Here is a 12,316-nt window from a genome sequence, read left to right as displayed (position 1 = left end):
TATTAGCTGCAATATTTATTTAATGAATAGTCTATATAATAGCCATTTATTTCCTTTATGTTAATAGCAGACATAGAATAGATCACATACTAAATACCAGAGCGGCAATTCAGCTGCCAAGCTAATGAGAGAAGGAGACGTCCATGTCTACTCTGAATCAAGATATCCAAACCGTTGCAGGCCTGAAAGAAACCCACGGCTCTGCCTGGGATGCAATCAACCCAGAATCTGCTGCTCGCATGCGTGCTCAGAACAAATTCAAAACGGGTCTGGACATCGCTCAGTACACCGCTGATGTTATGCGCGCTGACATGGCTGCCTTTGACGCTGACAAGACTAAATACACTCAGTCTCTGGGTTGCTGGCATGGTTTTATCGGCCAGCAGAAGATGATCTCTATTAAGAAGCACTTCAATGGCCAGACTGATCGCCGCTACCTCTACCTGTCTGGTTGGATGGTTGCAGCACTGCGTTCTGACTTCGGTCCTCTACCTGACCAGTCTATGCACGAGAAGACCACTGTTGCTAGCCTGGTTGAAGAGCTTTACACCTTCCTGCGTCAAGCTGATGCACGTGAACTGGGCGGCCTGTTCCGCGCACTGGATGCTGCTCGCGAAGCTGGCGACGCTGCTGAAGAAGCTAACATTCAGGATCAAATTGATAACCACGTGACTCACGTAGTACCAATTATTGCTGATATCGATGCCGGTTTCGGTAACGCTGAAGCCACTTACCTGATGGCTAAGCAGATGATTGAAGCCGGTGCTTGTGCACTGCAGATCGAAAACCAGGTTGCTGATGAGAAGCAATGTGGTCACCAGGACGGTAAAGTAACCGTACCTCATGCTGACTTCCACACTAAGATTCGCGCATTGCGTTATGCTTTCCTAGAGCTGGGTATCGACAACGGTGTTATCGTTTCACGTACCGACTCTGAAGGTGCTGGTCTGACTAAAGAGATCGCTGTAGTTAAAGAGCCAGGCGATCAGGGCGATCGTTACAACTCTTACCTGGACGTTGAAGAGATCGACGTTGCTGACATGGCTGAAGGCGACGTATGCTTCAACCGTGACGGTAAGCTGGTTCGTCCTAAGCGTCTGCCTTCTGGCCTGTACCAGTTCCGTCAGGGTACCGGTGAAGAGCGTTGCGTATTTGACAGCATCGAAGCAATTAAAGCCGGTGCTGACCTGCTGTGGATCGAAACAGCCACACCAAACGTTCAAGATATCGCTGATATGATGAACGAAGTGCGTAAAGAGATTCCTGATGCGAAGCTGGTTTACAACAACAGCCCATCGTTCAACTGGACGCTGAACTTCCGTCAGCAAGCATTCGACATCATGGTAGAAGCTGGTGAAGACGTTTCTGCTTACGATCGTGCCAACCTGATGAGTGTTGACTATGATAGCTCTGCTCTGGCTGAGCTTGCTGATGATAAGATCCGTACCTTCCAGGCTGACTCAGCTCGTGAAGCGAACATCTTCCACCACCTGATCACTCTGCCGACTTACCACACTGCTGCGCTGTCTACTGACAACCTGGCTAAAGAGTACTTCGGTGATGCAGGCATGCTGGGCTACGTTAAAGGCGTACAGCGTCAGGAGATCCGTCAGGGTATCGCATGTGTTAAGCACCAGAACATGTCTGGTTCAGACATGGGCGACGACCACAAAGAATACTTTGCTGGTGAGAACGCTCTGAAAGCTGGCGGCGCGAAGAACACTTCTAACCAGTTCGGTTAAGCTGAATAAGCGTTACCTAAAGTGCCCTGATGACCGCTTCTGCATAATCAGGGTACAGTCCATACTGGACATAAAGGCGGCCCCTTAAATTAAGGTGTCGCTTTTTTTATGAATAGGTTTTGTTCTACAGGCCCCGGGGAGGAATCGAATGGTTTTTTACGTTAGAATTCCAACCTGCGTTCTACTGCAAACTGATTAAGTGATTTCGAATATGACTGATACACCTACTTTTCTTCAAGATGCTAAAGATTTGTTAACCGAACAAGGTTTTACTTCCAGCGATACCTGGTATCACGGCACTTCATCCGCCCTTGTCGACTCAATCAATGAGCAGGGTTTGAAATGCTCCGGTGATAAAGCGTTAAAAGATGCCGCTAAAAAAACCATGGCAACTATCGGTAATAACTATACAGAATCGATTGAGCCGGTTTTTCTGACACAAAGTAAAGAGTTAGCCTTTTACTGGGCTGAACAAACAGTGAGAGACCGCAGTGTGCGGGTTGAGGGTGATGAGCAGCCCGTCGTTTTTGCAGTAAATCTACCTGAAGAATTGAATGCCCAGGTAAAACCCGATGTAGGTGCCGCGAGCTTACTGCTAGTGAAAGAAGGTGAAAACTTTATGGCATATCTAGCGGGAATTTATCAGGCACATGGTTACGGTGCACCTGAAATAGATTTGATGAAAGCAGATCGTTTAGAGTACTTAAGTAAACTGGGCATGGCTTATTTCAATGCTGATATTGATGCTTCATACCTAGATATAATCACAAGCTAATGATAGCTGTCGAATGATGGCTTCAAAGGCATTTCATATACCTGAAACAGTTTGTGCTTATAAGATTTGAATGCATTATCAAGCTGTTGAAAGAGGTGTGTTACTTTTGCCCCTTCACCAGAACTTACTAATCTTTATTTATAACTGATGGTTCCGGGGCTCTAAAACTCATATGTCGACAGCACCTCAAACGCCCTCCTCTAGCAAAAAGCTGCACTATGCATGGGTCATTGTCTTTTCCGGCATGCTCACTCTCTTTTGCTGCATGGGCCTTGGACGCTTTGCACTGGGTATGTTACTGCCCTCTATGGGAGAAAGCCTACAGTTAAGTTATTCCGAAATGGGGTTTATCGGTACCGGGAACTTTATCGGCTACCTGGTTTCGGTGTTCCTCTGCGGTAAAATGATTACCCGGCTGGGCGAGCGGAAAACCATAGTAACTGGTTTGATATTGATATCAGTGAGCATGCTGATAGTGAGCCTGAGTGAACAGCTGTGGTTGATTATCCTGATGTATTTTATCACCGGTATTGGCAGCGGCGCGGCAAACATTACTGCTATGACTCTGGTGGCACACTGGTTTACACAAAAATACCGTGGCCGGGCTGCCGGTTATATGATTGTCGGTAACGGTTCAGGGATTATGGCCAGCGGTTTACTTATCCCCTGGTTAAACAGTGAATGGGCGGATATTGGCTGGCGTATTGGCTGGGCCGCGTTTGCCATAGTAATTGCATTGTTAACCGTATTCATCGGGTTACTGATTCGTAACAAACCTCAACAGCTCTCTATTGAGCCTTTAGGTACCGATCCAGCTGACTCAACAATTAACGCTGCAGCGCATCCAATGAGTGATAAGCCTTCGCGTCTGATAGCCCATATTGGCGCCATCTATTTCGTGTTTGGTTTTACCTATGTGATCTATGCAACGTTTATCGTTACTACCCTGGTGACCGAGTATGGATTCAGTGAAGCAAAAGCCGGGCTGTTGTGGACCGCTATTGGCGTACTTAGCGTCTTTTCAGGGGCTCTCTTTGGCTGGGTTTCAGACCATTTCGGACGCAAAACAGGGCTTATCACCGTATACAGTATTCAAACTGTCTCCTATCTCTTGGTGGCATTAAGCCCAGGTGAATTTGGTCTGCTTTTATCAATGTTTCTCTTCGGCCTTACCGCGTTCAGTATTCCAGCCATTATTGCTGCTCTGGTCAGTGATATGCTGCCTGCCACAGAAGCCGGTAAAGTCTTTGGGTATGTAACCTTCTTTTTCGGTGTTGGGCAAATTGCCGGCCCTACCCTGGCAGGATATATGGCTGAGTTGAGTGGCACCTTCGCTTCCGGCTATTTATTGGCCGCCCTATTAACATTGTCTGGCATTGTGCTGACCTCCTTCCTTAAATATAAAAGTAGCACCCAGGCATAAAGCCATGCCGAAATATCACTTAAAGCACCTGATACTTACGCTATTCCCCTCCCGTAACGACAACCTAAACTCCTAATATTTTCAATTCCCTTACTTATTGCATGGTTAAAATTGATTTAGCTCAATTTTTAGTCAAGATACAATTCCTGGGGTTTTTAAAACTGTCTTAAGTCAATATTTCCTAAGGATAAATAACGTCAAATAGCTGAATCTTTATCACTGACGCTTAACAAGGGAAAATGTTCATGAACAAAAAAGTAATTTCAGCACTAGTAATGGGTGCTTCACTAGTTACCGCCGCAAACTGTATGGCATATGAATCAGGCGATATGGTTTTACGCGTAGGTCTAGCCAACGTTAATCCAAATACATCAAATAATACTGTTGTTGCTGGCTTAGATGTTGAAGACAACACTCAGGTTGGTTTAGCTGGAACCTACATGTTAACCAACAATATAGGTGTTGAGCTGCTGGCAGCGACCCCGTTCACGCACGACATTACACTAAACGGTGCTAAGGTTGGTGAAACCAAACATCTGCCGCCTACCCTATCCTTGCAGTATTACCCAATGGAGAGTGGTTCAGCTTTCCAGCCTTACATTGGCGTTGGTATAAACTACACAGCATTCTTCTCAGAAAGCACCACAGGCGCACTTGCCGGTACCAAACTTGAACTTGAGGACTCCTGGGGACTGAGTGCTCAATTGGGCGTCGATTATTCCATTAATGATCAGTGGTTAGTCAACGCTGCCGTATGGAGAATGGATATCGATACCAATGTTGAAGTCGATGGAGCAGACTTGGGCGGCCTTGAAATTGATCCAACCGTTTTCATGATTGGCATGGGCTACAAGTTCTGATTTAAAAAGTAATCAGTCCTGATGCTGGGGTGAGAAACTCATCTCAGCATTATTCAACTCAACACCCTCTTATCCCTAATTTTGTACCTAATGTCACCCCGCTTTCTCCCCTCGCTGATCTACAGCGTTGTGTTACTGAGTTAATTTGAAGCTGTATGAGTAGATGAATCGACTCAAACCATCAACTTTGCCATTTATGGTCTACCCTTGATCTTAAAAGTTAACGGGCAAATCAATGCAAAATCTATTAACGAATATTCCAACACAGCTTCCCGGCGAACTATTCACCACCCTTTTGGAAAACAACCATCTGAAAATAGAACGTATTGTTTCCCGGGGTCATCACTCCCCTGAAAGCTATTGGTACGATCAGGACCAGCATGAGTGGATTCTGGTTATTCAGGGGGCTGCACGTATTGGCTACCCAGATAGTCCGCCAACCGAATTGAATACCGGCGATTATCTCCATATTCCTGCGCACAGGCGGCATCGGGTTGAATGGACATCACAAAACCAGGACACCATCTGGCTGGCTATTCATTACAGCTGACCGTCGCTAATAGTTCACCCGCCTCGTCTCTGATAGACTGTAAACCTGAAAGAAAACAGATTTCTGCAATCATAAAAAAGACCACAAATACAACGGAATGCCCATGAGTGATAATGTAAAACTGCCTGCATTAACTGACAGTGAATTAACCCTGTCGAATCGAATCGCCACCCTTACTTTCAAACGCCACGATGTCCGCAACGCCCTGACGGGTACAACCCTGATTGATGATCTGGTCAGTGTTGCCGAATGGGTCAATCACACGCCAGAAGTTTCTGTTCTTATTATCACCGGTGATGGCAGTGCTTTCTCTGCCGGCGGCAACATTAAAGAGATGAGTGAACGTGACGGTGAGCACAAAAACGGCGCGTTTGCCGGTGATGTGTATACCGTACAGAACAAATATCGGTTGGGAATCCAGCGTATTCCACTGGCGATGGCTAAGATCGACATACCGGTGATTGCCGCGGTAAATGGGCCGGCTATTGGTGCAGGCTTTGATCTGACCTGCATGTGTGATCTGCGTATCGGTTCTTCTAAAGCGCTGTTAGGCGAGACTTTTGTTAACCTGGGAATAATTCCTGGCGATGGCGGAGCTTGGTTTTTACAACGTTTAATTGGCTATCAAAAGGCTGCGGAACTCACGCTTACCGGCCGTGTAATCGGAGCCGATGAAGCGAAAGAGCTTGGTATTCTTCTTGAGGTAGTAGAACCTGATCAACTGATGGAAAAAGCGATAGAACTCGCTAGCCGAATGGCGGAGAAGCCACCCCAGGCACTGCGGATGACTAAGCGGCTGTTAAAAACCGCACAGAAAATGGAACTACCTGAATTCTTAGAGCACTGTGCGCTGATGCAAGGTATCTGTCACAACACCGAAGATCATTTGGAAGCGGTGAACGCGTTTGTTGAAAAACGCACGCCAAACTATCAAGGAAAATAACCCTTAGAGGCTTCGGCTTCATCACTATGACTGCGATGACTCCTGAATAGCGGAGTCACGCTTGAACTGCAGTTTAGCTAACCGGGAATAAAGATCGGAGCTTTGTAGCAGCTCCTCATGGCTTCCCATCCCGACAACCCGTCCCTGGTCCATCACTACTATTTGATCGGCGTGCAAAATAGTCGACAGGCGGTGAGCAATGATAACCGTTGTTCGGCCCTGCATCAGCGTATCCAGCGCCAACTGCACTTTATGCTCACTCTCAGTATCCAGAGCACTGGTCGCTTCATCCAGTAGCAATATTCGACGATCATTAAGGATGGCCCGAGCAATCGCGATACGCTGCTTCTGACCACCGGACAAACGTACGCCCTGCTCACCCAGGTCGCTATTGTAACCCTCCGGCAGACGCTCGATAAATTCATGGGCATAGGCAGCTTTTGCTGCAGCGACCACCTCCTCTTTACTGGCATCGGCTCTACCGTAGCGGATATTATCTATGACATTGGCGGTAAAGAGCGCCGGCTGTTGTGATACTAGCGCCACCTGACGCCTCAGTTCTCGGGGGTCAAAGTCCCGCAGATCTCTGGAATCAAAACAGACTCGGCCTTTAAGTGGGTCGTAAAAACGTAACAAAAGCTCAAATACTGTTGATTTACCTGCCCCTGATGGCCCAACCAGTGCGGTTATAGAGCCTTCTTTCAGGGTTAACGAAAAGGCTTCAAGCGCCGCTTGATCCGGGCGTGAAGGGTAATTAAAGGTAACCTCATCGAAAGAGAGTTCCGCCTTCAAAGATGCGGTAGCTGTCTCAGCCTTCTCAGGTCTGTTCACCAGTTCGTCTGGGGACTTTATCTCACTCTCAGCATGCAGAAGCTCCATCAAGCGTTCGGTGGCTCCGACAGCTCGCTGTAACTCACCGTACACCTCAGACAACGTACCTACACCCATGGCCACTATTAGCGCATAAAAGACAAAAGCTCCCAATTCACCGGCAGACATCGCGCCGGTAATAACATCATAACCACCAACCCAGAGCATTCCTGACAGCGCACCAAACACTAGTAATATGACCATCGCCATCAAAAATGCCCGCTGACGAATACGGTGTTGTGCAACACTGAATGCACGATCAACTCCTACACCAAAAGCACTGCTCTCCTGGGCTTCCTGGGTATAGCTCTGAACGGTTTTAATCTGTTGAATAACCTCTCCTGCATAGCTGCCAACATCAGCGATACTATCCTGACTTTTACGGGCCAGCGATCGCACTCTGCGACCGAAAATAAGAATCGGCAGGAGAATCAGCGGAACACCAGCAACAATAATCAGAGACAGCTTAATATTAGTGACAAACAACATGACCAGCGCACCGGACGTGGTGACCAGACTGCGTAGCGCCATCGAAAAGGAACTACCGATGATAGACTGCAACAAGGTGGTATCGGTGGTCAGGCGCGACATGATCTCGCCACTGCGGTTCTTTTCAAAGAAACTCGGATGCAGACCGATTACATTATCAAATACCGCCTGACGGATATCCGCAGTCACTCGCTCACCAAGCCATGAAACCAGATAAAAACGGATAAAGGTGCCGCAGGCCATCAGGATAGCCATCACCACCAGCAAAAAAATCGCTTGATTCAACTGCGATACCGAACCGGCTACAAAGCCATTATCGATCACCAAACGCACTCCCTGTCCTATTGCCAGGGTAATACCCGCAGTAAATAGCAACGCAATCATTGCACCGATCCAATAGCGCCGATAAGGCAACATAAATCGCAATAGCTGTGTCAGGGTAGAGAACTTATTCATCGGTAAAATCCAATAGAGACAGCCGTTAAAGGCGGTTGCAGGAATGATTAAAGAGAGACTATTTTACTTTTTAATAGCCGCCAAAACGGTGGCAACGCCTGCTTAATCCAATAGAGCTGATAGATCAGCGTCAACCTGCCCCAACCGGTCACTGCATACTTTCGCGCACTGGTAGTCAACACTGAGCCGGTATTGGCTAATTTGACACGCTTTTGATGGGCACGCCAGACAAACAGATGGTCTTCGCCGTAAAGCGCATCAACAGGATAGCCACCCAAGTTTTCAAATTGATGAACCGACAGACAAAAACCCTGATCACCAAAGGGCAAACCTAACCAGCGGGAGCGAAGATTCGCTCCCTGACTGTTGAGCCACATCGGCCCGTTTCCATCGGATTGAAACCGCAGATCAAAATAGTGCAGACAATTGGGTTTACGTTTTAGACTCTGGTTAAGTGTTTGCCACTGAGTATTAGTAATCAGGCTATCCAGATGCAAAAACCAGATAAAGCCAGACTCAACCCGCTGTGCTCCGGCGTTGAGTTGGATTGCACGTCCTGCTTCAACCGTTAAGTACTGAATCTGATGATCAGTCGGTAATTGCTGTTTTAGTGATTCTGACTCAGGGCAAAAAACAAAGATGATCTGTCGTGCCAGTTTCAGATAAGACAACTGAGAAAGAAAAGGCTGCAGATCAGTTTCAGCCGGACCCACAGGAATAACAACAGAGATATTATTCAAACACCCACTCCAGTGCTTAAGTCAGCGAGATGGTGCCGTTTTGGCAAGGCAAAATCGAGAGAAAAAGCGGAGCTTATTGGAATAAGTGAGCATTTAGATCGAGATTTTAACGCAGCCAAAGCGGTTCCAGACGCTGATCCAACTATGTTTCGCTGCATGAGGCCCCATACTTAAAACAAGAAAAACAACGATGGTGCTTCATACTGACCTGTTGTTCTAACGCTTGTCTCAAATCCCCACCCAGATCATATTCTGGATCATCATCCACCAGCGTACAGGCATATACCCGCATTCGACCATTGTGCTTAACAACCATCTTACTGAAAGCGCACATGAAGCTATTTCGGGTTTCTTCTGTATGGTACTGCGTCATACAGTTTGTACTGATATCCGGCCCGTGCCCATGGCTGCCAGGAGGCAGAAAATCCGGGAAGGCGACAAATTTGATATCCGCAGGCAGCTCTCGAGAGCCAAATATCTCCCGATACTGTTGCTCCACGACAGGGGTATCTTCACCCTCGGCCATATGCCGTGCCACTGACACATTAAACCCCATATCAGACAGCGCTTTCATTCCAGTTAAGGCAAGATCAAACATCCCTTCACCGCGGCCTTTATCGTGATCCGCAGCAACCGGTGAATCAATACTGACGCGAAAGTTGACTGGGTACTTGCTCTCTTTAAGAACAACCAGTTGATGCAGACGTTTCTGCAGTGCATCAGTACCGTTCGTCAGCACCAGACAAGGTGCATACTCGGAAGCAAGCTGCAGAATTTTTACCAGATCTTTAGCCAGGAATGGTTCACCCCCGGTAAAAGAGAACTGCTCCACTCCTAACTCAAGAGCTTGGTGGATGAACGGCTCAACATCTTCTAGTTTAACCAATCCGAGGCGCTGATCACCGGGGCCTGCCCCCTCAAGGCAGAAGTCGCAACTTAGATTGCAGGCAGTGCCGGTATGAAACCACAACTCTTTAAGCAGATGCGGACGAATATAACCACGGTCCGAACCATCCCCTGTTGTATACCAGTCACGACTACGAATCAGTTCCATATCAATCCTTAACCTTCCCATCAAATAGTACTTGTATTAGCTGTAGCAGCTGTCTTCTGGCCGGCCTGAGATCGTTTGTTAAAGATTCCCGTAAACGACGCAGATCAGCCTCTGTATCTACATCGTATCCAGCGGAGCTGAAAGCAACCTGAAAACCCGAGTCTTTACAGGCACCTGCCAGCTGTTCACCTAATTGTGGTGTACTCCAAGGCAGGCTATCCAACCGGGGCCAGGGACAACTCCCTCCCATTGCGGTAACGCCACCATCAGCAGCAGGGGAAAGAACAATATCATGCTGCTGTAATAACTGGTCAAACTGAAGGTAACATTGCTCTGTATGCTCAGGAGCATCGGTGCCAACAAACAACAGTCGGGAAGCCCCCTGCTTTCGCAGCAACTGATCAACATAATTAAGTTTCAGCCCCAGGTTTCCTTCGCACTGAGGCACCACCTGGTAGTTAAAGAGCAACAGATCTTCTGCCCACTCTCGATCAGATTCACTACCCGGAGAAAGAACCACCAGTCCTGGCCAGCTTCGTGCGTCCTCTAGGGCGCAATTTAAAAGCGCGCAGGCAATCTGATAGGCAGCACCTTTACCCAGGGTTGCAGCGATCCGTTGTTTACCCTGGCCGTACAATGGTCGTTTACAGAAGATAACCAGTGTTGTCTGTTGACTCATTCACTCATCCCTTAAACATAAAAAAGGCAGCCACAAGCTGCCTTGATATAACGAAATTAATTGAGCCTTCTCCAAACCCAAAAGCCGTTAGCTTTCTCCAAACCAAAAGCCTTTAGCTCTCCCGGAACCAAGAGGTCCCTTCACGGCTATCTTTAAGGATAATCCCTTGCGCTACCAGATCTTCACGTATCTGGTCTGCCGCAGCAAAGTCTTTGCCTTTCTTAGCATCAGCTCGCTGCTGAATCAGAGCTTCAATTTGCTCAGGGGTTATCTCACCCGCTTTGCTTTCGCCTTGTAGGAAGGCTTCTGGCTGCTGTTGTAGCAACCCCAGAATACCGCCTAGTTGCTTTAATTGAGCCGCTAATGCAGAAGCTTTAGCATCACCAGCGCGTTTGGCAGAGTTCAGTTCATTCACCAGATCAAATAGAACAGCCATTGCCATCGGCGTATTAAAATCATTATCCATTGCTGCATAAAAGCGTGTTTCGTAATCGTTATCCAATTCGGCGGCAACCGCGTCTACACCATTGAGAGCCTGGTAGAAACGTTCCAACGCACTACGCGCTTCTTTAAGACTGTTTTCTGAATAGTCGATATAGCTGCGGTAGTGTACGGATGAGAGGAAGTAACGGACCACTTCGGCATCGTACTTTTCTAACACATCACGGATAGTGAAGAAATTGCCCAGAGACTTAGACATCTTCTCAGCATTCACCCGCACCGCACCAGCGTGCATCCAGGTGTTTACATATTTAACACCGTTAGCGGCTTCAGACTGAGCGATCTCGTTTTCATGGTGTGGGAACGGCAGATCCGGCCCACCACCATGGATATCAAAGGTATCACCCAGGCAGCATTTAGACATAGCTGAACACTCAATATGCCACCCCGGACGGCCAGCTCCCCAAGGGGATTCCCAGCTCACTTCACCCTCTTTTGCAGCCTTCCACAGAACGAAATCCAATGGACTTTCTTTAGCATCCTGCACTTCAACCCGAGAACCGGATCTTAGTTCATCAACATTCTTATTGGTTAGCTTGCCGTAATCAGCAAATCGCTCAACCCGGTAATAGACATCACCATTAGAGGCAGCATAAGCGAAGCCTTTACCGATCAGTACCTGAATCATATCGATAATGTCTTGCATATGAGCCGTAGCACGGGGCTCCTGATCAGGACGCAGCACACTAAGCTTATCCTCGTCTTCGTGCATCGCATCAATCATACGCCCTGTCAGTTGATCAGGTCGTTCACCATTCTCAGTTGCACGTTTGATAATTTTATCATCAACATCGGTGATGTTACGGATGTAAGTAACATCCCAGCCACGCGCCCGCAGGTAACGAGTTATTACATCAAACGACACCATTACCCGTGCATGGCCGATATGACAGAAATCGTATACGGTGATGCCGCACACATACATGTTGATCTTGCCCTCTTCCAGTGGCTGAAATGGGGCTTTCTCTTTGGTCAGGGTGTTATAGATCTGCAGCATCAGGATTCGCTTATGGCTCAGGCAAAGTTGAAAAATAGAGTAAAAATCAGCTGCCCATTATAGAGGAAACCGAGCAGGAGTTAACAACCTGATGAAAATTACTTTCAGACGATGATAACTATTTAGCCAGGTGCTCAGGTTGAAGGCTAAAACCCTTGATCCGGAGCAGTCTCTACAGCAAAAGTTAATTCATCGCAGTTTTATAAGAATAAACTAATATTCATATAGTTTTTATAT

At 47.4% G+C, this 12,316-nt stretch carries 11 protein-coding genes; 6 read left to right on the top strand and 5 right to left on the bottom strand.

The genetic code is table 11. The features are described 5' to 3' along the window. Nucleotides 1-143 precede the first annotated feature (143 nt). The 6 genes from QZZ54_RS11855 (at nt 144) to QZZ54_RS11830 (ending at nt 6,293) form a co-directional block, all read left to right on the top strand. Nucleotides 144-1,742, top strand: a complete 1,599-nt coding sequence (locus QZZ54_RS11855) for an isocitrate lyase (protein WP_290702900.1) — start codon at nt 144-146, stop codon at nt 1,740-1,742. A gap of 211 nt (nt 1,743-1,953) precedes the next feature. Next, a complete protein-coding gene (locus QZZ54_RS11850; protein WP_290702899.1) occupies nt 1,954-2,517 on the top strand; it encodes a hypothetical protein in 564 nt (187 codons plus the stop codon). 172 nt (nt 2,518-2,689) lie between these two features. Then, nucleotides 2,690-3,940: a YbfB/YjiJ family MFS transporter gene (locus tag QZZ54_RS11845; protein WP_290702898.1), complete on the top strand. Its 1,251-nt coding sequence runs from the start codon at nt 2,690-2,692 to the stop codon at nt 3,938-3,940. A 245-nt stretch (nt 3,941-4,185) separates the two neighbouring features. Then, the gene (locus QZZ54_RS11840) at nt 4,186-4,800 is read left to right on the top strand and encodes an OmpW family outer membrane protein (protein ID WP_290702897.1); all 615 of its coding nucleotides are present in this window, start codon (nt 4,186-4,188) and stop codon (nt 4,798-4,800) included. 235 nt (nt 4,801-5,035) lie between these two features. Next, nucleotides 5,036-5,350 carry a cupin domain-containing protein gene (locus QZZ54_RS11835; RefSeq protein WP_290702896.1) on the top strand — a complete coding sequence of 105 codons (315 nt, stop codon included), beginning with the start codon at nt 5,036-5,038 and terminating at the stop codon, nt 5,348-5,350. A gap of 103 nt (nt 5,351-5,453) precedes the next feature. Next, entirely contained in the window at nt 5,454-6,293 is an 840-nt protein-coding gene (locus tag QZZ54_RS11830) for an enoyl-CoA hydratase-related protein (protein WP_290702895.1), read from the top strand. 24 nt (nt 6,294-6,317) lie between these two features. On the opposite strand, the gene QZZ54_RS11825 is transcribed toward QZZ54_RS11830, so the two are convergent. The 5 genes from QZZ54_RS11825 to cysS form a co-directional block, all read right to left on the bottom strand. Next, complete coding sequence (locus QZZ54_RS11825; protein WP_290702894.1) at nt 6,318-8,108, bottom strand: ABC transporter transmembrane domain-containing protein; 1,791 nt, start codon at nt 8,106-8,108, stop codon at nt 6,318-6,320. Nucleotides 8,109-8,155: 47 nt separating this feature from the next. Then, nucleotides 8,156-8,848 (bottom strand): hypothetical protein, encoded by a 693-nt coding sequence (locus QZZ54_RS11820; RefSeq protein WP_290702893.1) that lies wholly within the window; start codon nt 8,846-8,848, stop codon nt 8,156-8,158. Between the two features lie 142 nt (nt 8,849-8,990). Continuing rightward, nucleotides 8,991-9,902, bottom strand: a complete 912-nt coding sequence (locus QZZ54_RS11815) for a radical SAM protein (protein WP_290702892.1) — start codon at nt 9,900-9,902, stop codon at nt 8,991-8,993. Nucleotide 9,903: 1 nt separating this feature from the next. Then, nucleotides 9,904-10,581: a DUF2064 domain-containing protein gene (locus QZZ54_RS11810; RefSeq protein ID WP_290702891.1), complete on the bottom strand. Its 678-nt coding sequence runs from the start codon at nt 10,579-10,581 to the stop codon at nt 9,904-9,906. A 112-nt stretch (nt 10,582-10,693) separates the two neighbouring features. Then, on the bottom strand, nt 10,694-12,079 hold the full coding sequence (gene cysS, locus QZZ54_RS11805) for a cysteine--tRNA ligase (RefSeq protein WP_290702890.1): 1,386 nt from the start codon (nt 12,077-12,079) through the stop codon (nt 10,694-10,696). Nucleotides 12,080-12,316: the final 237 nt, after the last annotated feature.

It is taken from the genome of Amphritea sp., from assembly GCF_016744155.1.
GTDB lineage: Bacteria > Pseudomonadota > Gammaproteobacteria > Pseudomonadales > Balneatricaceae > Amphritea.
The sequence above is the reverse complement of the archived record's forward strand: the minus strand, read 5'-3'. Positions and strand labels throughout refer to the sequence as shown.

Excerpts from the sequence above, each read along its gene's own strand:
- QZZ54_RS11855 (WP_290702900.1), top strand. The coding sequence starts at position 144 with ATGTCTACTCTGAATCAAGATATCCAAACCGTTGCAGGCCTGAAAGAA.
- QZZ54_RS11850 (WP_290702899.1), top strand. The coding sequence starts at position 1,954 with ATGACTGATACACCTACTTTTCTTCAAGATGCTAAAGATTTGTTAACC.
- QZZ54_RS11845 (WP_290702898.1), top strand. The coding sequence starts at position 2,690 with ATGTCGACAGCACCTCAAACGCCCTCCTCTAGCAAAAAGCTGCACTAT.
- QZZ54_RS11840 (WP_290702897.1), top strand. The coding sequence starts at position 4,186 with ATGAACAAAAAAGTAATTTCAGCACTAGTAATGGGTGCTTCACTAGTT.
- QZZ54_RS11835 (WP_290702896.1), top strand. The coding sequence starts at position 5,036 with ATGCAAAATCTATTAACGAATATTCCAACACAGCTTCCCGGCGAACTA.
- QZZ54_RS11830 (WP_290702895.1), top strand. The coding sequence starts at position 5,454 with ATGAGTGATAATGTAAAACTGCCTGCATTAACTGACAGTGAATTAACC.
- QZZ54_RS11825 (WP_290702894.1), bottom strand. The coding sequence starts at position 8,108 with ATGAATAAGTTCTCTACCCTGACACAGCTATTGCGATTTATGTTGCCT.
- QZZ54_RS11815 (WP_290702892.1), bottom strand. The coding sequence starts at position 9,902 with ATGGAACTGATTCGTAGTCGTGACTGGTATACAACAGGGGATGGTTCG.
- QZZ54_RS11810 (WP_290702891.1), bottom strand. The coding sequence starts at position 10,581 with ATGAGTCAACAGACAACACTGGTTATCTTCTGTAAACGACCATTGTAC.
- cysS (WP_290702890.1), bottom strand. The coding sequence starts at position 12,079 with ATGCTGCAGATCTATAACACCCTGACCAAAGAGAAAGCCCCATTTCAG.